Below are 20,225 nucleotides of genomic sequence, written 5' to 3'. Positions count from 1 at the left end.
GCAGAGCGCATCTGAAACCCCGAGTCAGCAAGCCGGCTCCTAAAGGTTTTGGCTTTTGATCTAACCACTCAGGCCGGCTGCCAGGCCGCCGTGCTTTTGCTTTTGCTTTTGATCGTGATCTTGATCTAGGCGCCCCATCAAACACGCTGGCCGGAATTCGATATTGATTTGGGGGGTAAACCGGCAGGGATGCCGGTTTAGCCGCCCCGCGCCATGGATGGCGCGTGGCGGCGGCCCCCCAAATCAATGTCGGATTACGGGCACACCGAGCCTAGGCGAGGTGCCGAGTGTTGGGGCAAGAGCCCTTTTGGTTACTTTTGGGGCTCTTTTCCAAAAGTGACCCGCCGTAAGGGCGGAACCATAGCCCGCCGTTACCACAGAAACGGATATACCCCCGACCTGATCCCCCCCCAGTGACACCAAATCCCACCCAATAAATATCAGCAACCACGACCCCAAGCTCGACAAGCACCGCATCTATACCCGATTATTCAAGTCCGCCCCGTCGGCCACTCCGTGCCACCTCGCCTAGAATCAGGAGCCTCGTACCTTGAGTTCGCAGAAAACCGTGACCGTGACACCGCCCAATTTCCCCCTCAATGGCAAGGTCGCGCCCCCCGGCTCCAAATCCATTACCAACCGCGCCCTGCTGCTGGCGGCCCTGGCCAAGGGCACCAGCCGCCTGAGCGGCGCCTTGAAAAGCGATGACACCCGCCACATGTCGGTCGCCCTGCGCCAGATGGGCGTGACCATCGACGAGCCGGATGACACCACCTTCGTCGTCACCGGCCAAGGCAAACTGCAGTTGCCGACGCAGCCGCTGTTCCTCGGTAATGCCGGCACCGCCATGCGCTTTCTGACCGCCGCCGTCGCCACCGTTGAAGGCACCGTCGTGCTGGACGGCGACGACTATATGCAAAAACGCCCGATCGGCCCGCTGCTGGCCACCCTGCGCCAGAACGGCATCGCGGTCGACAGCCCGACCGGTTGTCCACCGGTCACCGTGCACGGTGCGGGCAAGGTCGCGGCCAAGCGCTTCGAGATCGACGGCGGCTTGTCCAGCCAGTACGTGTCGGCCCTGCTGATGCTGGCGGCCTGCGGCGAAGCGCCGATTGAAGTGGCGCTGACCGGCAAGGACATCGGTGCACGCGGCTACGTCGACCTGACCCTGGACTGCATGCGCGCGTTCGGCGCGCAGGTCGAGGTGGTCGACGACACCACCTGGCGTGTGGCGCCGACCGGCTACACCGCGCACGACTACCTGATCGAACCCGACGCTTCCGCCGCCACCTACCTGTGGGCCGCTGAAGTGCTGACCGGTGGGCGCATCGACATCGGCGTCGCCGCGCAGGACTTTACCCAGCCGGACGCCAAGGCCCAGGCGGTGATCGCGCAATTCCCGAACATGCAGGCCACGGTCGTCGGTTCGCAGATGCAGGACGCCATCCCGACCCTCGCAGTGCTCGCCGCATTCAACAACACCCCGGTGCGCTTCACCGAGCTGGCCAACCTGCGGGTCAAGGAATGCGACCGCGTGCAGGCGCTGCATGATGGCCTGAATGAAATCCGTGCGGGCCTGGCCACGATCGAGGGCGATGACCTGCTGGTCGCCGCCGACCCTGCGTTGGCCGGCACCGCGTGCAATGCGTTGATCGACACCCACGCCGACCACCGCATCGCCATGTGCTTTGCGCTGGCCGGGCTGAAGGTTGCGGGTATCCGCATCCAGGATCCGGACTGCGTGGCCAAGACCTATCCTGAGTACTGGAAGGCCCTGGGCAGTCTCGGGGTCCAACTGACCTACTGAGGCATCGGCGCCGGAATGGGGAGGCAATGCACATGACAATTCGCCAACCCTGCCCACCCGGCGCCTGCGTCTGCGAACGTGAACAACTGCTGGAACGTCCCGGCGCCGACCTGCGCATCCTCAGCCTGACGCGCCAGGAAGAAAAACGCCTGGTCGAACGCCTCGAAAACCTGCAGAGCCTGCAGGACCTCGAACGCATGCAGCAGCGCATGTACGAACTCCTCGGAATCCGCGTGCACATCGCCCCCGGCCACGCCGAGGTCAAGAGCATGCGCGGCATCCAGATCGTCATCGACGACCTGCCAGGCCTGTGCCGCAAGACCCGCCAATCGATCCCGGCGGCGATTCGCCGGGGCATGGAAAAACACCCCGAGATCGCCTACCGCCTGCTGGATGCCCACGACCTGTTTCGCGACGGTTGAACCGCGCTCGAACTAGCGCCCTGGCACATGGCACTGGGCACGCTTGATTCATTCAACGCCACCTGGAACAGGCTGGCGCTCAGGCGTTCTCTCGTACCTGACGCGGGACAAACAACTGTCGGCCGAGCTTCTCGGCGGTGCGCAAATGGCTTTGCGCGCTGTCGCTTTCCGACTCCAGCAACAGCTCGGACGTCAGCACCTGCGCTCCACAGTAGTCAAAAATCCCGTAGTCGATCTGCGTACGCATCGCCTGGGCATAACCATGCCGTTCAAACGCGCTTTCATCGGCGGCGCCCAGCGCCAGCAGATGCACCTGCAAGTGCCGCAGCTTTTTCACCACCGGCGTGTCCGGGCCGTAGTCGATGGCCCAGCCGTTGACGAACACGCGATCGACCCAGCCCTTGAGCAGGCCCGGCAGCGACCACCAGTAGATCGGGAATGCCAGCACCAGCGCATCGGCGCGGTCGATACGCGCCTGCTCGGCCAATACGTCGGCCGGTGGCGTGGCGCGAGTGCGGTGTACGCGGTGGTCGGCGGCGGTGTAGCGCGGGTCGAAGCCTTCGGCGGCGAGGTCGGCGATTTCCACGGTGTGGCCGCTGGCAGTCAGGCCGGCGGCCACCTGCGCCGCGACGGCGTGAGTGAGGGATTGTGGGTCGTGGTGCGCGACAACGATGAGTGCATGCATGACATTGACTCCCTTTGGGCTTAAGCTACGTTTAGTAAGTTACAGTCACTAAGTTACTTTTGGTATATAAGCATGTCAAGCAGTCAGTCCCCTGCCCCACGCCGGCGCTTGAGCCGTGAAGATCGTCTGCGCCAACTGCTCGATGTGGCCTGGCAACTGGTCCGCGATGAAGGCACCGAAGCCCTGACGCTGGGGCGCCTGGCGGAACTCGCGGGAGTGACCAAGCCGGTGGTCTATGACCATTTCGTCACCCGCGCGGGGTTGCTCGCCGCGCTGTATGCCGACTTCGACGCGCGCCAGGACAAGGTGTTTACCCAAGCCATCGAGGCCAGCGATGCCACTCTGGAGGGTCGCGCGTGGGTGATCGCCTCGAGTTATGTCGATTGCGTGCTGTTGCAGGGCCGGGAGATACCGGGGGTGATTGCCGCGCTGAGCAGCTCACCGGAACTGGAAACCCTCAAGCGCGAATACGAGGCGATTTTCCTCGCCAAGTGCCGCGACGCGCTATCGCCCTTCGCGCCCGGCGGCACGGTGTCCCAGGTCGGCCTGCGAGCGGTGCTGGGCGCGGCGGAAGCCTTGTCCCAGGCGGCAGCCAGTGGCGAAGTCAGCCGTGAAGAGGCGCAGCAGGAGCTGCTCGCGACCCTGCTGGCGATGGTCAATCGCGGGCGCGGTTGACGCGATTTACGCCGGAAGATTCTGGACGAACAACCGCACCTTGCGCGTCAGTTGATCCAGATGCCGGTCGCGCTGTTTCTCCGCGTCGAGCATCGCGCGCTTGCCGTGCTTTTGCAGCAGGTACGTGTGGATCTGGCGCACTTCCAGCGAGCTGTAGATCGACGCCACGTCCAGCACGCCCATCAGGCCATCAGTGCCGTAATCGCGGGTATTCATCAGCACCTGGGTGCCGCGCGCGCCCCGCACCTGAAAGCCCATGCGTTCAAAAGCCGGTACTTTTTCCACCGAGCACGCGAGTTCCGCATGGGGATAACGGCTCAGCACATCGCGCATCATCGCCCGCGCCACACCCTGGCGCCGATGGCCGACTTGCACGGCCATGAATGCAATCCCACAGGCTTGCGGATCGTCCTTGACGGGCAGGTACAGGCAAAAGCCAAGCAGATTTTCCGCGTCCGTCGCCACGACCAACTCGACGGCAATCCCCTTTGAACCGTCCAGGGCTTCCAGGTACAGGTGCACTTCAAAACCGATGGCGTACTGGTAGATGTTGTAGAGCAGGTTGCTCGGCGGCAGCGCGACGCTGCTGATGTCGGTGAGGTTGTCCACCACCATCTGCAGGACCTGCGCATTGATGGGCTCGGGGCACGGTGTCGTGTAGCGGGTAAGGCTGTACATGCAAATTCCTGGGGTTTCGCGTCAAGGCAGCGGCGATTGTACCTGTTGCGGCGAGTGTATGGCCTGCAGGCCGCACCCAAAAGCCACGCCGATATTGACAAGGTAAAATCGTAACGACTATTGTCTGACAACCTGATCAACAAGGTTTTCCCATGCTTGAGCTTCAACGCCCCGATTCGCTGGTCGTCCGGGTTGTCAGTGCCATCCGCGCAGAAATCGACTCCGGCCAACTGCCGCCCGAGTCGCGCTTGCCTACGGAACAGCAACTGGCCGAACAACTCAACGTCAGCCGCTCTGTAGTGCGTGAAGCCATTGCCCAGCTCAAGGCCGATGGCGTGATCACTGCGCGCCGGGGGCTGGGCTCGTTTATCTCGCAGACGCCAGCCGGTACGGTGTTCCGTTTCCCGCAGCCGAATGGACGACGGCCCGACCTCGCGCAGATGTTCGAAGTGCGCCTGTGGATCGAGACCCAGGCCGCCGCGATTGCCGCGCAACGCCGCGATGAAGCCGACCTGCAGCGCATGAAAAGCGCGCTGCAGGACATGCAGGAGCACCGGGACAACTTCGAAGCTGCCGCCCTCGCCGATGTGGAGTTCCACCGCGCCATCGCCGACGCCAGCAAGAATGACTACTTCGTGGCCTTCCATGACTTCCTGCGCAGCCAGTTGGCCAGCGCCCGCAAAACCGCTTGGGAAAACTCCGCCTCGCGTTTTGTCACCGGCTCTGCCGACGCCACCCAGGAACACCAGGCGCTGTTCCAGGCGATTGCCGACGGCGACGCCCAGCGTGCCGCCGCGAGTGCCGAGGCCCACCTGCGCGCGGCAGCACGCCGCCTGAGCCTGGAACTGCCCGCCAAACATTGACCGAATCACCCTTTTGCAGCGTGTCCCCGACACGCCATTTTTTTAACCAAAACATTAGTCTGACAACCTGATAATCAGACTGATGTGCAACTGCAGGTACCCCACGCAATGATTCACGACTTTTGCATCATCGGCGGCGGCATCGTCGGCCTCGCCACCGCCATGGAGTTGCTCAAGCGCCAGCCGGGCGCCTCGCTGGTGATCCTCGAAAAGGAATCGGTGCTGGCCAAGCACCAGACCGGCCACAACAGCGGCGTGATCCACGCCGGCATCTACTACGCGCCGGGGAGCCTCAAGGCCGACTTGTGCAAGCGTGGCGCCGAAGCCACCAAGCAGTTCTGCACCGAGCACGGCATCAAGTTCGAGGTGTGCGGCAAGCTGCTGGTGGCGTCCAGCCCGCTGGAAATGCAGCGAATGGAAGCGCTGCATGCCCGCGCCCAACTCAACGGCATGCAGGTCGAGCGCCTCGATGCGGACCAGTTGCGCGAGCGCGAACCGAACATCGTCGGCCTGGGCGGGCTGTTTCTGGATGCCACCGGCATCGTCGATTACCGCCAGGTGTGCGAGACCATGGCGCGGGTGATTCGCCGCAGCGGTGGCGAGATCTGCCTGGAACGCACCGTCACCGGCATCCATGAAGACACCGACACCGTCACCATCAACACCCTTGGCGAAACCTGGCAGGCGCGTCATCTGGTGGTGTGCGCTGGCTTGCAGTCGGACCGCCTGGCGACCCTGGCCGGGATCAAGATCGACCACCAGATCATCCCGTTTCGCGGCGAATATTTCCGCCTGCCGCCGGAAAAAAACGGTCTCGTCAATCACCTCATCTACCCGATTCCCGACCCGGACTTGCCGTTCCTCGGTGTGCACCTGACCCGCATGATCGACGGCAGCATCACCGTCGGGCCGAACGCCGTGCTGGGCCTGGGTCGCGAAAACTACCGCAAGTTCTCGATCAACTGGCGCGACGTGGCCGAGTACGCGCGCTTCCCCGGCTTCTGGAAAACCCTCTGGCAGAACCTCGGTTCGGGCACCACCGAGATGAAGAACTCGTTGTTCAAATCCGGCTACCTGGAGCAGTGCCGCAAGTATTGCCCGTCACTGACCCTCGACGACCTGCTGCCCTATGAAGCCGGGATCCGCGCCCAGGCGGTGATGCGCGACGGCAGCCTGGTGCACGACTTCCTGTTCGCCCAGACCTCGCGAATGCTCCACGTCTGCAACGCGCCCTCACCGGCCGCGACGTCAGCCATGCCGATCGGCGCGATGATCGCCGACCGCCTGTTCACGCCCCAGTAACACCCGGCAATACGCCTCCATTTGACAATAACTACAAAGACTCAGAAGGAAGTACAGCATGACGGCATCTGCCTCCATCCCCGGCACCGAAACGCCCGAACAAACCCGCAAGCGCCTGCGCAAAGTCGCCGCCGCGACCATCTTTGGCTCAATGCTGGAGTGGTACGACTTTTACCTGTACGCGACCATGGCGGCGATTGTGTTCTCGAAAATCTTCTTCGATAACAGCGACCCGAAGACCGCCACGCTGATGGCCTTTTCGACCTTTGCCATCGGCTTTATCGCACGCCCGTTCGGCGGCATCCTGTTTGGCTACCTGGGCGACAAGTTCGGCCGCAAGCAAGTGCTGGTAGTGACCTTCTGCCTGATGGGCGTGTGCACCACGCTGATCGGCCTGATCCCCAGCTACGCCTCCATCGGCATCTGGGCGCCGATCGTGCTGGTGTTCATCCGCATCATCCAGGGCCTGGGTGCGGGGGCCGAACTGTCCGGCGCGGCGGTCACCTCCTATGAGCACGCGGCGCAGGGCAAGCGCGGCAGCCAAGGCGCATGGCCGGCGCTGGGCCTGAACCTGGGCCTGTTGCTGTCGTCGCTCACCGTTTACCTGCTGACCATCAACGGCAACGAGTTCCTGCTGGCCGGCGGCTGGCGCATTCCCTTCGTCTGCAGCATCGTGCTGGTGGGCGTCGGCCTGTGGGTACGCAAGAGCATTCCGGAAACCCCGCAGTTCAAGGAGCTTAGCAAAGAAGCCGCCAAGGCCAAGGCCTCGCCGCTCAAGGCCCTGTTCAAGAACGACCTCAAAGGCCTGGCCGTGGTGTTCTTCGTTGCCATCGGCTACAACGCGCTGAGCTACATCTTCAAGACCTTCTCCCTGGCGTACCTGACCCAATTCAAAGGCGTGGATGTGCACGTCACGTCGCTGTCGGTAACCATCGCCAGCCTGATCGCCATCGTCGCCGTGCCTTGCTTCGGCTGGCTGTGTGACAAGTGGAGCAGCAAGCACGTGCTGATCCTCGGCGGGCTGTGCTCGCTGCTGTTCGCCTACCCGTTCCTGGCCCTGCTCAACAGCGGCGAAAGCCTGATGATCTACATCGCGATCGGCGTCGGCACCGGCCTCCTCGCACCGATGATGTTCGCCCCGCAGGGCTCGTTCCTGAGCCGGCAGTTCCCGACCCAGACGCGCTCTTCCGGCTTCGGTACCGGGCGTGAAATCGGCACCGCCATCGCTGGCGGCCTGGCGCCACTGGGTGCGCTGTCGATGGTGGCGGCATCGGCCACCCACTCCACTGATGGCGTGGTGATAATCCTCGCCATTTCGGCGCTGCTGGTGGTGGTGTTTGCGTTGTGTGACCAGGGCCGCAAGCACTCGGCATTCAAGAACTGAGGAAAAAAGTTCGGACCAACGGGTGCATGGACGCACCTACATCGCGCATCATGGGCACTTTCAAGCTCAAGGGTAACGTCCATGCGCGTTCTGTCATTGATGATGGGTCTTACGACGCTGGCCGCCAGTACGGTGTTCTGCGCCAGCGCGATGGCGAATGAAGAAATCCAGCTGGTGCAACAGATCAACGACTACCGCAGCCAGGTACAGCGCTGCGGTGACCAGGGTTCCCAGGAACTGCCACCTTTGGCCAGCGACACCCGCCTGGTGCTGCCGGCCACCAATGTCGGCGACTTGCAACAGGCCCTGGCCCGGGCGGCATACCCGATGGTGAATGTGCAGGCCATCAGCCTGTCCGGCCCCAAGGATGCCCAGGCTGCCATGAAGGCGGTGCGCGAGAGTTTCTGCCGCGTGGTGCTCGATCCGCAATTTGTCGATATCGGTGTGAGCAACAGCGGCCAGGACTGGCGCATCGTGCTCGCCCGTCCACTGCTGTCCAGCGGCCTCGGCGACTGGCAGACCGAAGGCAAGCAACTGCTCACCCTGATCAACACCGCGCGCGCGCAACCGCGCCAGTGCGGCACCCAGGCATTCAGCGCGACCACCCCGCTGTCCTGGAATGACGACCTGGCCGGCGCCGCCAACAGCCACACGCGCAACATGGCCAACGGCAATTTCTTCGACCACCTCGACCACGACGGCCGCACCCCCGGTGACCGCGCCGAACTGGCCGGCTACCCGGCGAAAAACATCGGCGAAAACATCGCCGCCGGCCTGGACACGCCGCGCAAGGTCGTCGACGGCTGGCTCGCCAGCCCCGGCCATTGCGCCAACCTGATGAACCCGCAGTTTCGCGAATTGGGCGCGGCCTATGCCATGGACCCGAAAAGTGACGCAGGGATCTACTGGACCGGTTTGTTCGGCACATCGCAGTAAAAAACAGCGCCCGGATCGCGGAATATTTATCTATTCAAATGGATGAAGCATCAAATTGCCATCTCGTGGATAATTCCGCTGAACTGGCAACGTTCATTTCGGTCTGTTGCTTGTTAGCCTGACCTCTTCAGGCGCTCGACCGATTGTGGCAAACAAGGTGTTCTCCCAATGATGAATTGGCTGCAAAGCAGCAGCGACATGGCTGAGCGGGTACGCCAGCATGATTGGGCAAGTACGCCCCTGGGTCCGCTGGAACAATGGCCGGATGTGCTCAAGACCACGGTAGCGTTGTGTTTTGCCTCGAGCTTTCCCCAGGCCATCGTCTGGGGGCCCCACCTGATCACGCTCTACAACGATGCGTTTGTGCCCATCCTTGGCGACAAGCCCTACTCGCTGGGGCGACCTTTCAGCGAAACCTGGCATGAAGTGTGGGACCAGGTCGGCCCCATCGCGGACGCGGCTTTCGAAGGGCATGCCACCTACATCGAGAACTTCCCGCTGCTGATCGAGCGTGGCGCGGGCCCCGAGCAGGCCTACTTCACCTTTTGCTACAGCCCCATCCGCGATCCGCAGGGCAAGGTCGTCGGCTTGCTGGACACGGTGACCGAAACCACCGCCACGGTATTTCTAGCGCGGCGCCTGGCGGTGCTGGATGCGATCGGCAACGCCGTGACCAATGCCACCGATGCCGAAACCATCATGTCCACCACCACGCGCCTGCTGGCCGAGCACCTGCAGGTGTCCAACTGCGCCTATGCGGACATGGACGCCGATGAAGACGGCTTCACCATTCGCGGCAATTGGGCGGCGCCCGGCTCGCCGAGCATCGTCGGACGCTACAGCCTGGCCTCGTTCGGTGAGTTGGCCGTACAACGCCTGCACGCCGGCGAGCCGGTGGTGGTGCAGGACAATCGCATCGAATTCGAGCCGCACATCGCCGCCAGCTACCAGGCCCTGGGCGCGTTGGCGACCGTGTGCTTCCCGCTGATCAAGCATGGCCGGCTCACCGCGCTGATGGCCGTGCATCACAAAGCGGCGCGCGTGTGGTCGCCCTATGACCTGGCCCTGGTGGGCGAAGTCACCGAACGCTCCTGGGCACATATCGAGCGCGTGCGCGCCGACGTCGCCGTGCGTGAGGGCCTGGCCGCATTCACCGAGCTGAATGCGACCCTGGAACAGCGGGTGGCGGAACGCACCACCGCCCTCTCCCAGGCCGAAGCCGCGCTGCGCCAGTCCCAGAAGCTGGAAGCCATCGGCCAGTTGACCGGCGGCGTCGCCCATGACTTCAACAACCTGCTGACGATCATTCGCTCGTCGGTGGATTTCCTGCGCCAGCCCGGTCTCTCCGAGGAGCGGCGCCAGCGTTACATGGGCGCGGTGTCGGACACCGTCGAGCGGGCCAGCAAACTCACCAGCCAGTTGCTCGCCTTCGCCCGGCGCCAGCCATTGAACCCGGAAGTGTTCGATGTGAGCCTGCGGGTCAGGAATATCGGCGAGATGCTGGAAAGCCTCACCGGGGCGCGGATCCAGGTGCGCGTCGAGTTGCCCGACAGCCCGTGCCATGTGCGCGTCGACTCCAGCCAGTTCGAAACCGCGCTGATCAATATGGCCCTCAACGCCCGTGACGCCATGAACGGCCAAGGCACGCTGACCCTGCGCGTGGCCACCGTGGCGGCCCTGCCGCGTATCCGTGGCGACGCCGAGTCGCGCCAGCCCTTCGTCACGGTGTCCCTGGCCGACACCGGCAGCGGCATGGCCAGCGACAACCTGGAGCGCATCTTCGAGCCGTTCTTTACCACCAAGGCCGTCGGCAAAGGCACCGGGCTGGGTTTGTCCCAGGTGTTCGGTTTCGCCAAGCAGTCCGGCGGCAACGTCGACGTGGCCAGCACCCAGGGCCAGGGCACGGTATTTACCCTGTACCTGCCGGCCGTTGAATCCCAGGCAGTCCAGTTGGCGCACCTGCAGCAAGCCGCGTGCCCGGACCATGACCCGTCGCACCGCCATATCCTCATCGTGGAAGACAACCTCGACGTGGGCCGCTTCGCCAACCAGATCCTCCAGGACCTGGGCTACCAGACCACCTGGGCCACCGATGCCGAACAGGCACTGGCGATGGCCGGCGAGGACGCCATGGCCTTCGACGGGGTGTTCTCGGACGTGGTCATGCCGGGGATCACCGGCGTGATGATGGCCAGGGTGCTGCGCGAGCGCCGGCCGGACCTGCCGATAGTCCTCACGTCGGGCTACAGCGAGGAGCTGGCTGACAGCGGCTATGAAGGCTTCGAGTTCCTCGCCAAGCCCTACTCCGCCGACCAGGTCGCACGCGTGCTGGCCAAGGCCATGCTCAAGGACTGAGCCTATTCCGCCACGGCCACTTGATTGCGACCCAACGCCTTGGCGCGATACAGCGCCTTGTCGGCGGTGTTCATCAGGCCGTGCAAATCCTGGTCAAGGGTATGGGTGGAGGCCACGCCGAGGCTGGCGGTCAAGCCATGCACCGGCTCGGAGACCAGGCCGGAGATCGCCTTGACCAACTGCTCGGCAATGTCTCGCGCTGCCTCCAGCGAGGTATTGGGCAGCAGCACAGCGAACTCCTCGCCCCCCAGGCGGCCGTACACATCGGCCTGGCGGAACGAAGCACTGATCACCCCGCCAATCTGGCGCAGCACCTGGTCCCCGGCCTGGTGACCGTAGGTGTCGTTGATCTGCTTGAAGTGGTCCATGTCCAGCATCAGCGCGCACAACGGCTGCTGATTGTGGCGGCATTGCGCGTACAACACCTGGGCATGTTCGAAAAACGCGCGACGGTTCATCAGCCCGGTGAGTTCGTCGGTCTGTGCGGCGCGTGTAGAGATGTTGTGGGCCCGTTCCATTTGCCGGGTCAGGCGAAAGGCTTTTTCCAGCGCATCCGACAGCTTGCGCGTGGCGCTGACCACAAAGGTGGAGAACACCAGCACCGCGACAGCCACCCCGACTTGCATGGACGACGGCTGGAACAACAGCCACAGCGTGCACGGCAGCAGCACCAGGGCCAGGGACGCCAGGGTCATGTAGCGATACGCGGAATAACACGAGACGGCACTCACCGACATGCCCACGGTAAACAGCATGACCAGCACCTGCGACACTCGATCGTCGGTCGGCATCACGGCCAGTGCGCCGGCGCCCCAGACGCCGGCAGAGAGCATCAGCGTGATCCAGTAGCGACGTTCCCAGCGCTGCGGGGTGCGCTCGCCGTTGGGACAGCGGAACCACTCCATGAACATCTTGACCCGCAGCAATGACGTGGCCGCCAGCACCAACAGCCAGACCAGCATGACCGTGTGGTCAAAGCGCTCCCAACACAGCCAGCAGAGCATCACCGCAGCGAGGTAGCTGCCGAAAATCGCGGCAAAGGACTGCCGAAACAACTGATGCAAACGGTCAGTCCGCACCTGTTCCTCTATAAAGCAATCCTGGTCCTGCCTACGCCCAAGGCCGTTCATGAAATTCGCCTGATTCAACTGCCACGACAAGGGTGCCATTGTGGCACCCTGCCAGTAGCGCGGACAACAGAATCCAGCCGTGTAGAGCGCTTTAAAGCGCTTGCGGCCGCAGAATCAACACACCCAACGGCGGCAGATTCAACGACAGCGAGACCGCCTGCCCATGGCGCGGCTCATCACGCGTGGAAACGGTGCCACCGTTACCGTAATTGGAGCCCGCATACAGGTCAGCGTCGCTGTTGAGCACTTCGCTCCAGCTCCCGGCAAACGGCACCCCGACGGCGTATGCCTCACGCGGCACCGGGGTGAAGTTGGCAACCACCAGCACCGGCTTGCCATCCTTGCTCCAGCGCAGCCAGGCATACACGCTGTTGATCGCATCGTCGCCGATCAGCCATTGGAAGCCCTGGGGCGCGTTGTCCTGTTCGTGCAGGGCCGGTTCCTCGCGGTACAGGCGGTTCAAGTCGCCCACCAGTTTCTGCACGCCGCGGTGTTCCGGGTATTGCAGCAGGTACCAATCCAGCTGCTGGTCGTGGTTCCACTCGCGCCACTGGCCGAATTCGCAGCCCATGAACAGCAGTTTCTTGCCAGGGTGCATCCACATGAACGCCAGGTAAGCACGCAGGTTGGCAAATTTCTGCCAGCGGTCGCCGGGCATCTTGTCGATCAACGAGTGCTTGCCGTGCACCACTTCATCGTGGGAAATCGGCAGGATGAAACGCTCGGACCAGGCATACACCAGGCCGAAGCTCAGTTCATTGTGGTGATGGGCGCGGTACACCGGGTCCTGCTGGATGTAGTGCAGCGAATCGTGCATCCAGCCCATGTTCCACTTGTAGTTGAAACCCAGGCCGCCCTGTTGGGTGGGCTGGCTGACGCCGGGCCAGGCGGTGGATTCTTCGGCAATCACCAGCGCACCGGGCGCCTCCAGGGCGACCACGTCGTTGAGGTGGCGCAGGAAGTCGATGGCTTCGAGGTTCTCGCGACCGCCGTGGCGATTGGGCACCCATTCGCCGGCCTTGCGCGAATAATCGCGGTACAACATCGACGCCACGGCATCCACGCGCAGCCCATCGATGTGGAAGTGCTTGAGCCAGTGCAGCGCCGAAGCCAGCATGAAGCCGTGGACTTCGGTGCGGCCCAGGTTGTAGATCAGCGTGTCCCAATCCTGGTGAAAGCCTTCGAGCGGATTGGCGTATTCATACAGCGCGGTGCCATCGAACTGCGCCAGACCGTGGGTATCGGTAGGAAAATGCGCCGGCACCCAGTCGAGAATCACACCAATATCCGCCTGATGCAGTGCATTGACGAAGTAGGCAAAGTCTTCCGGCGAGCCAAAGCGTGCCGTCGGAGCGAATTGCGACAGCGCCTGATAGCCCCAGGAGCCGCCGAACGGGTGCTCCATGATCGGCATCAGTTCAACGTGGGTGAAGCCCAGTTGCTGCACATAGGGCACCAGCCGTTCGGCCAGCTCGCGCCAGCTGTATTGGCGCGAGACCTCGCCCGCCTCGTCCAGCTCGCACTGCCAGGAACCCACGTGCAGCTCGTAGATCGACAGCGGCGCGGTGGTCTTCTGACGCTCGACGCGCGACTGCATCCACGCATGGTCCTGCCAGTCCACCTGCAACGGCGCCGCGACCTTGGAGGCGGTGTCCGGCGGCAGTTGGGTGGCCAGCGCCATCGGGTCGGCCTTGAGCGGCAGGATCCCGTTGGCAGCGAGAATTTCGTATTTGTAGGCTGCGCCCGGTTGCAGGCGTGGGATAAAGATCTCCCATACACCGGACGGATGACGCAGGCGCATCGGGTGCCGACGCCCGTCCCAGATGTTGAAGTCGCCGACCACCGACACGCGCCGGGCATTCGGCGCCCACACGGCAAATCGCACGCCCTCCACGCCGTCGACGCTGGTCACCTGGGCGCCCAGGCAGCTGCCGAGGTCGCGGTGATTGCCTTCGGCAAACAGGTACAGGTCCATTTCACCCAGCAGCAGTTGCTGGAAGCTGTACGGGTCTTCGGTGATCTGCTCACCGCCCGCCCACTGGATTTTCAGCAGGTAGGCCTGGCGAGTCGCGAAGTGCCCGACAAACAAACCCGGCACCTGGGTCGCATCGAGGCTGCCGATCTGCTCGCCGCTGTCGCGTGCCAGCACCTGCACACTGAGGGCTTCCGGCAGGAAGGCGCGGATAAACTGGCCGCCCTGCTCGTCATCGTGCGGCCCCAGGATCGAGAACGGATCATGGTGCTCGGCGCGCACCAGCGCTTCGACGTCGTTGGACGCCGGCAATGCAGTCAATTTCGGCTGCAGCGGTTCTTTATGTGTAAACCTCATGACGTCTCCCCACCGCGTACAGTTTTCGATATAGGTACAAGCCCACTCAGCAAGCCGTGCAACCCTTGCAGGGGCACTGGCAGCCAGGTCGGGCGATTTTCCGCTTCGTAAGCCACTTCATACGCGGCCTTCTCGAGGCTGAACAGCGTCAGCGCAGCGTCCTGGCCCTTGGCATCCTGCCAGTCATGCGCCAGTGTAGACGTAGCTGCCTGATAAGCCTGGATAAATGCCTGGCGCGCTTCTTTCAGGTAACGATCGGTCACGCGCTTGCGGGCAACGTCCGCCTCCGTCGAGTGATCCACGCCCTGCACATTCAGCGCCATCGCCGCCGCGTAATCAAAGGAACGCAACACCCCACTCACATCCTTGTACGGGCTGTGCTTGCCCCGGCGCTCATGCAGCGGCCGCGCAGGCTCGCCTTCAAAGTCGATCAGGTAGGCATCGCCCTTCACCACCAGCACCTGGCCCAGGTGCAAATCACCGTGGACACGAATGCGCAGGCCGCCCAGCGTGGCTTTCGCCAAGGCCTGCACATGGCTGGCGATGGCTTTTTTCTGCGCCAGCAATTCACTGACCAGCGCCTGATCGCCAGGGTTCAATTGGCTTTGGTGCAGCTTGAGCAATTGCAGGGCGCGGTCGATCTGTGCACCGACATCCTTGGCCCAGGCCTGGGTATCCTTGACTGTGGTGACCTCGGGCTTGAAGTCTTTGTTAGTGGTCTTCGCGCCCAGTACCCCATGCATTTCGCCCAGGCGCTGCCCGAGCAATCCGGCAAAGTCGGCCAGTTCGCCCAGGGCGTTGTAGTGTTGTTCCTGCTCGGAGATGGCTTCGGCGAGTTCGTCGCGGATCGCGCGCTCGAGGTTGTTCTGGGTCCAGCTCCAGGCATCGCCCTGGTTGCTCAGGTAGCCTTGGGCAATCATCAACAGGTTGTCGTCGCCCGCCGCATCGCGGCGCACCATCGAGCCCAGCAATGGCGAGATGTTCGGGTAGTCGGCGGCGGTCAGGTAGGCGCTCATTTCCAGCTCCGGGTGCACCCCGGCGCTGACTTTGCGGATCAGTTTGAGCACCAGGCTTTCGCCCACCACCACTGAACTGTTGGACTGCTCGGCCGACAGGTAGCGCACCACCGACTCGTCATTGAGCTGCAACCTGGCCAAGTGCGGCGTGGCTTCAAAACGCAGGTCGCCATCGCTGGTGTTCAGCACGGTGCCGGCTTGCAGGCCCTGGATGACCGCGCGAATGAAGTGCTCAAGGCTGAAGGCGTCCGTCACCAACCCGACCTGGCGCACACGGCGCACGCGGGCCAGCGCCAGTTGCTGCGGCAAGGCGCTGGTGAACTGGTCTTCGCCGAGAAAGCCGAATGGCAGCTGATAACGGTTGACCTGGCCACCGGCGGTCACCTCAAGCTCGCTGAGCAACACCGGGTGCTGCGGGTCGCCAAAGCGTGCGCCATAGACGATGCGCACACTGTCGATGGCCGTGTCCTTGCCGGCAAACCAGCGCCGCTTGGGCAGCCAGGCCGGCAGCGAGGTCTGCTCCAGGGTCGCGCGGCACGGCTCTTCGAGCAGCTCTTCCATGCGTTTTTTCAGCACCAGCGTGGTGAAGTCCGGCATGCTTTGCGCCGGTTCCACATGCCAGCTCGGCATCTGGTTTTCCGCCGCCAGCACGAACCAATAGAAGCCGTATGGCGCCAGGGTCAGCAGGAAATTCAGCTGGCCAATCGGCGGGAACGCATTACCGCCCAGCATCTCCACCGGTACCATGCCGGCGAAGGCCGACAGGTCCAGTTCGGCCGCCTGGGCACTGCGCGACACGTTGGCCACGCACAGGATGATTTCGGTGCGCCCATCGTCGCCGGTGAATTCGCGGGTGTAGGCGAGGATGCGGCGGTTGCTTGGCGAGAGCATTTTCAGGCTGCCACGGCCGAACGCCTTGGACTGCTTGCGCACCGCAAGCATGCGGCGGGTCCAGTTGAGCAGCGAGTGTGGATCCTGGGCCTGGGTTTCGACGTTGACCGACTGGTAGCCGTATTGCGGGTCCATGATCGGCGGCAACACCAGGCTCGCCGGGTTGGCCCGGGAAAAACCGCCGTTGCGGTCGATGGACCACTGCATCGGCGTGCGCACCCCGTCACGGTCGCCCAGGTAGATGTTGTCGCCCATGCCGATTTCATCGCCGTAATACAGGGTCGGTGTGCCTGGCATCGACAGCAACAGGCTGTTGAGCAGTTCGACACGTCGACGGTCACGCTCCACCAACGGCGCCAGGCGCCGGCGGATGCCCAGGTTGATCCGCGCGCGGCGGTCAGCGGCGTAGTAGTTCCACAGGTAATCGCGTTCTTTGTCGGTGACCATTTCCAGGGTCAGTTCATCGTGGTTGCGCAGGAAAATCGCCCATTGGCAGTTGGCGGGGATCTCTGGGGTCTGGCGCAGGATGTCGGTGATCGGGAAGCGATCTTCCTGGGCCAGCGCCATGTACATGCGCGGCATCAGCGGGAAGTGGAAGGCCATGTGGCACTCGTCACCGTCATCGCCCTTGCGGTCACCGAAGTACAGCTGGGTGTCTTCAGGCCACTGGTTGGCCTCGGCGAGCAGCATGCGGTCGGGGTAATGCGCGTCGATCTCGGCGCGGATCTGCTTGAGCACGCCGTGGGTTTCGGGAAGGTTTTCGTTGTTGGTGCCATCGCGTTCGATCAGGTAGGGAATCGCGTCCAGGCGCAGGCCGTCGATACCCATGTCCAGCCAGTAGCGCATCACCGACAGCACGGCTTTCATCACCTGCGGGTTGTCGAAATTGAGGTCCGGCTGGTGGGAATAGAAGCGGTGCCAGAAGTACTGGCCGGCGACCGGGTCCCAGGTCCAGTTGGATTTTTCGGTGTCGAGGAAAATGATGCGTGTGCCGTCGTACTTCTGGTCATCATCCGACCACACGTAGAAGTCCCGCGCCGCCGAACCGGGCTTGGCCTTGCGCGCGCGTTGGAACCAGGGGTGCTGGTCCGAGGTGTGGTTGATCACCAACTCGGTGATGACCCGCAATCCGCGCTTGTGGGCCTCGGCGATAAAGCGCTTGGCGTCGGCCATGGTCCCGTAGTCGCTGTGCACGCCCCGGTACTCGGCAATGTCATAGCCATCGTCGCGGCGCGGCGAGGGGTAGAACGGCAGCAGCCAGATGGTGTTCACGCCCAGGTCGGCGATGTAGTCGAGCTTGGCGATCAGCCCGGGAAAGTCACCGATGCCGTCGTTGTTGGAGTCGAAATAGGATTTGACATGAACCTGATAGATCACCGCGTCCTTGTACCAGAGCGGGTCTTTGATAAAGGTGGCAGCCTTGGGTTTCTTCGCCATTGGAAACTCCTGAAATGCGTGAACATCCACTTGAAACACCGCGAACCCGTGTCGGAGCCGGCTTGCCGGCGGTCGCGGTGTTTCAGCGAAAAAAAGGTGTCAGGCCCGCTGCCATCGCCGGCGAGCCGGCGCCTGCAGGGGAGACGGTCTCAGGCAACAGTGAGGCGCCAGATCCCGAACGGCATATGCGGCTCCAGGCGGGTCCACTGGTTTTTGCCGTACCAGGTCCAGCGATGGCCGTTCATCAAGTCTTCGCCTTGGGTCTGGGCATCGTCGGGCAGGCCCAACTCCCATAACGGCAGCTCGAAATGCGCTTCCTGGGCGTTGAACGGGTCGAGGTTGACGGCCACCAGGATGAAGTTGCTGCCATCCTCGCTGCGTTTGCCGAAATACAGGATGTTGTCATTCCAGGCGTTGTAGAGCTTGAGGCCCAAGTGCGTGTGCAAGGCCGGGTTCTGTCGGCGAATGCGGTTGAGTTGGGCGATCTCGGCAATGATGTTGCCGGGCGCGGTGAAGTTCCGTGGACGGATCTCGTATTTCTCCGAGTCCAGGTATTCCTCTTTGCCCGGCACCGGCGCCGCTTCGCACAGCTCGAAACCCGAATACATGCCCCACAGGCCCGAGCCCATGGTCGCCAGTGCGGCGCGGATGAGAAACCCCGGCCGACCGGATTCGTGCAGGAAGCCGGGGTTGATGTCCGGCGTGTTGACGAAGAAGTTCGGCCGGTAGCATTCACGCCACGGCGACTGGTTCAGCTGCGTCAGGTACTCACCGAGTTCGGCCTTGGTGTTACGCCAGGTGAAATAGGTGTAGCTCTGGGAATAGCCGACCTTGCCCAGGCGCGCCATCATCGCCGGCGTGGTGAACGCCTCGGCGAGAAAGATCACGTCGGGGTGCTTGGATCGCACGTCGCTGATCAGCCATTGCCAGAACGGCAGCGGCTTGGTGTGAGGGTTGTCGACGCGAAAAGTCTTCACGCCCTCTTCCACCCAGCCCACCACGATGTCGCGCAATTCGGTCCACAGGCTCGGGATCGCGTCGGCGGCATAGAAGTCGACGTTGACGATGTCCTGGTATTTCTTCGGCGGGTTCTCGGCGTATTTGATCGTGCCGTCCGGGCGCCAGTTGAACCAGCCCGGGTGTTGCTTGAGCCACGGATGGTCCTGGGAGCATTGGATGGCGAAGTCCAGGGCGATTTCCAGGCCGTGATCGGCGGCAGCCTTGACCAGGCGCCGGAAGTCATCGCGGCTGCCCAATTGCGGATGGATCGCCTCATGGCCGCCCTCCTCGCTGCCGATGGCATACGGGCTGCCCGGATCCTCCGGACCGGCGGTCAGGGAATTGTTCTTGCCCTTGCGATGGCTGCGGCCGATGGGGTGGATCGGCGGGAAATACAGCACGTCGAATCCCATGTCGTGGATCATCGACAAGCGCGAGTGCACATCGTTAAAGGTGCCATGGCGGGCGGGATCGTCAGTGATCGAGCGCGGAAACAGCTCGTACCAGCTGGCAAACTGAGCCGCCTCGCGCTCGACATCAATCGGGTAGACCCGGCTGATGCTCAAATAGGCACGGTGGTCGGCCTGGGTCATCAAATGTGCACTGTCTTCGTGCAGGAACTGCGCGACCTGCTCGGTTTCCAGCAGGCCGGAGAGTTCGTGGTGCAGCAGCATCAGGCGGTCGCGCAACTCGTTGTCGCTGCGTTCGGCGGCCTGCAGCACCAGGCTGCGACCTTCCTGCAACTCCAGGCTGACCGGTACCCCGGCCTCATGTTTCTTGCGCAGTTCGTAGCAGAAGCTGGCGAAGGTATCGATCCAGGCTTCAATGCAGTATTCGTGGGGGCCTTGGTCACTGACGGTGAACCCGCCCTCCCAGCCATTGTTGCCCACGTCGTTCATCACCACGCTGTGCCAGTGTTCCTGGTGCAGCGGGCGCCAGCGGATCAGCACCGCCAGCTTGTCGTGGCCGTCGGCAAAGACGTTGCTGGTGACGTCAATGCGCTGGCCAACCACCGCCTTGACGGCGAATTCGCCGCCATCGATCACGGGGGTGGTGCTTTCGATCGCGATCCTGGGCAGTAACAATGCCTGGGACAGCGGCAAGAGGGATTCTTCTGGAACCTGTGTTTCAGCAGTCATCGAGCATCTTCCCCTTACGCCCTGTGGACGCTCTTTGCTTGATCTGAATTCTGAGACGACGCCGCTCTCCCTGAGCAGGGCCGTATAAGGTCCGAGCCTGCCTCACCGGGAAAAGTTCAGGTGGATGTGCGGCCATTGAGCGGGAATCAAATCGCCCCGGCGGCTGTCCACCGATAG

General features: G+C 63.1%; 14 protein-coding genes. 8 read left to right on the top strand and 6 right to left on the bottom strand.

Going from position 1 to position 20,225, the window contains the following annotated elements; translation table 11 throughout:
• The first annotated feature begins 550 nt into the window (after positions 1-550).
• The gene (locus tag BBG20_RS20885) at positions 551-1,807 is read left to right on the top strand and encodes a 3-phosphoshikimate 1-carboxyvinyltransferase (RefSeq protein ID WP_065906673.1); all 1,257 of its coding nucleotides are present in this window, start codon (positions 551-553) and stop codon (positions 1,805-1,807) included.
• A gap of 32 nt (positions 1,808-1,839) precedes the next feature.
• The gene (locus tag BBG20_RS20880) at positions 1,840-2,229 is read left to right on the top strand and encodes a hypothetical protein (protein WP_065906750.1); all 390 of its coding nucleotides are present in this window, start codon (positions 1,840-1,842) and stop codon (positions 2,227-2,229) included.
• A 79-nt stretch (positions 2,230-2,308) separates the two neighbouring features.
• On the opposite strand, the gene BBG20_RS20875 is transcribed toward BBG20_RS20880, so the two are convergent.
• On the bottom strand, positions 2,309-2,914 hold the full coding sequence (locus tag BBG20_RS20875; protein ID WP_065906672.1) for an NAD(P)H-dependent oxidoreductase: 606 nt from the start codon (positions 2,912-2,914) through the stop codon (positions 2,309-2,311).
• A 72-nt stretch (positions 2,915-2,986) separates the two neighbouring features.
• On the opposite strand from BBG20_RS20875, the gene BBG20_RS20870 reads away from it, so the two are divergent.
• Positions 2,987-3,589 (top strand): TetR/AcrR family transcriptional regulator, encoded by a 603-nt coding sequence (locus BBG20_RS20870; RefSeq protein ID WP_065906671.1) that lies wholly within the window; start codon positions 2,987-2,989, stop codon positions 3,587-3,589.
• Positions 3,590-3,595: 6 nt separating this feature from the next.
• Here the strand turns inward: BBG20_RS20870 and BBG20_RS20865 are convergent, their stop codons facing one another.
• On the bottom strand, positions 3,596-4,267 hold the full coding sequence (locus BBG20_RS20865) for a GNAT family N-acetyltransferase (protein WP_065906669.1): 672 nt from the start codon (positions 4,265-4,267) through the stop codon (positions 3,596-3,598).
• Between the two features lie 152 nt (positions 4,268-4,419).
• Between BBG20_RS20865 and BBG20_RS20860 the strand changes: the two genes are divergently transcribed.
• The 5 genes from BBG20_RS20860 to BBG20_RS20840 all read left to right on the top strand — a co-directional run bounded on the left by BBG20_RS20860 (position 4,420) and on the right by BBG20_RS20840 (position 11,107).
• Positions 4,420-5,130: a FadR/GntR family transcriptional regulator gene (locus BBG20_RS20860; RefSeq protein ID WP_065906667.1), complete on the top strand. Its 711-nt coding sequence runs from the start codon at positions 4,420-4,422 to the stop codon at positions 5,128-5,130.
• Between the two features lie 108 nt (positions 5,131-5,238).
• Positions 5,239-6,432, top strand: coding sequence for an L-2-hydroxyglutarate oxidase (gene lhgO, locus BBG20_RS20855; RefSeq protein ID WP_065906664.1), 1,194 nt, complete (start codon positions 5,239-5,241; stop codon positions 6,430-6,432).
• 58 nt (positions 6,433-6,490) lie between these two features.
• On the top strand, positions 6,491-7,816 hold the full coding sequence (locus BBG20_RS20850) for an MFS transporter (RefSeq protein ID WP_065906662.1): 1,326 nt from the start codon (positions 6,491-6,493) through the stop codon (positions 7,814-7,816).
• A gap of 81 nt (positions 7,817-7,897) precedes the next feature.
• Complete coding sequence (locus BBG20_RS20845; protein WP_065906660.1) at positions 7,898-8,752, top strand: CAP domain-containing protein; 855 nt, start codon at positions 7,898-7,900, stop codon at positions 8,750-8,752.
• A gap of 168 nt (positions 8,753-8,920) precedes the next feature.
• Positions 8,921-11,107: an ATP-binding protein gene (locus BBG20_RS20840; RefSeq protein WP_065906658.1), complete on the top strand. Its 2,187-nt coding sequence runs from the start codon at positions 8,921-8,923 to the stop codon at positions 11,105-11,107.
• Between the two features lie 2 nt (positions 11,108-11,109).
• Here the strand turns inward: BBG20_RS20840 and BBG20_RS20835 are convergent, their stop codons facing one another.
• The 4 genes from BBG20_RS20835 to BBG20_RS20820 form a co-directional block, all read right to left on the bottom strand.
• Entirely contained in the window at positions 11,110-12,276 is a 1,167-nt protein-coding gene (locus tag BBG20_RS20835; RefSeq protein ID WP_065906656.1) for a GGDEF domain-containing protein, read from the bottom strand.
• A 52-nt stretch (positions 12,277-12,328) separates the two neighbouring features.
• Positions 12,329-14,566, bottom strand: a complete 2,238-nt coding sequence (gene glgB / locus BBG20_RS20830; RefSeq protein ID WP_065906654.1) for a 1,4-alpha-glucan branching protein GlgB — start codon at positions 14,564-14,566, stop codon at positions 12,329-12,331.
• Positions 14,563-17,910 carry a maltose alpha-D-glucosyltransferase gene (gene treS / locus BBG20_RS20825; protein ID WP_065906649.1) on the bottom strand — a complete coding sequence of 1,116 codons (3,348 nt, stop codon included), beginning with the start codon at positions 17,908-17,910 and terminating at the stop codon, positions 14,563-14,565. Before treS ends, glgB begins: the two co-directional genes overlap by 4 nt.
• Positions 17,911-18,059: 149 nt before the next feature.
• Positions 18,060-20,048: an alpha-1,4-glucan--maltose-1-phosphate maltosyltransferase gene (locus BBG20_RS20820; RefSeq protein WP_065906644.1), complete on the bottom strand. Its 1,989-nt coding sequence runs from the start codon at positions 20,046-20,048 to the stop codon at positions 18,060-18,062.
• Positions 20,049-20,225: the final 177 nt, after the last annotated feature.

The sequence above is a fragment of the Pseudomonas aylmerensis genome (genome assembly GCF_001702265.1).
Lineage (GTDB): Bacteria > Pseudomonadota > Gammaproteobacteria > Pseudomonadales > Pseudomonadaceae > Aquipseudomonas > Aquipseudomonas aylmerensis.
This window is presented reverse-complemented; position numbering and strand designations above follow the sequence as displayed.

Bases quoted from the DNA above. Each gene is read 5' to 3' on its own strand.
- BBG20_RS20845 (WP_065906660.1), top strand. From the start codon at position 7,898: ATGCGCGTTCTGTCATTGATGATGGGTCTTACGACGCTGGCCGCCAGT.
- lhgO (WP_065906664.1), top strand. From the start codon at position 5,239: ATGATTCACGACTTTTGCATCATCGGCGGCGGCATCGTCGGCCTCGCC.
- glgB (WP_065906654.1), bottom strand. From the start codon at position 14,566: ATGAGGTTTACACATAAAGAACCGCTGCAGCCGAAATTGACTGCATTG.
- BBG20_RS20820 (WP_065906644.1), bottom strand. From the start codon at position 20,048: ATGACTGCTGAAACACAGGTTCCAGAAGAATCCCTCTTGCCGCTGTCC.
- BBG20_RS20850 (WP_065906662.1), top strand. From the start codon at position 6,491: ATGACGGCATCTGCCTCCATCCCCGGCACCGAAACGCCCGAACAAACC.
- BBG20_RS20870 (WP_065906671.1), top strand. From the start codon at position 2,987: ATGTCAAGCAGTCAGTCCCCTGCCCCACGCCGGCGCTTGAGCCGTGAA.
- treS (WP_065906649.1), bottom strand. From the start codon at position 17,910: ATGGCGAAGAAACCCAAGGCTGCCACCTTTATCAAAGACCCGCTCTGG.
- BBG20_RS20880 (WP_065906750.1), top strand. From the start codon at position 1,840: ATGACAATTCGCCAACCCTGCCCACCCGGCGCCTGCGTCTGCGAACGT.
- BBG20_RS20840 (WP_065906658.1), top strand. From the start codon at position 8,921: ATGATGAATTGGCTGCAAAGCAGCAGCGACATGGCTGAGCGGGTACGC.
- BBG20_RS20875 (WP_065906672.1), bottom strand. From the start codon at position 2,914: ATGCATGCACTCATCGTTGTCGCGCACCACGACCCACAATCCCTCACT.
- BBG20_RS20860 (WP_065906667.1), top strand. From the start codon at position 4,420: ATGCTTGAGCTTCAACGCCCCGATTCGCTGGTCGTCCGGGTTGTCAGT.
- BBG20_RS20835 (WP_065906656.1), bottom strand. From the start codon at position 12,276: ATGGCACCCTTGTCGTGGCAGTTGAATCAGGCGAATTTCATGAACGGC.
- BBG20_RS20865 (WP_065906669.1), bottom strand. From the start codon at position 4,267: ATGTACAGCCTTACCCGCTACACGACACCGTGCCCCGAGCCCATCAAT.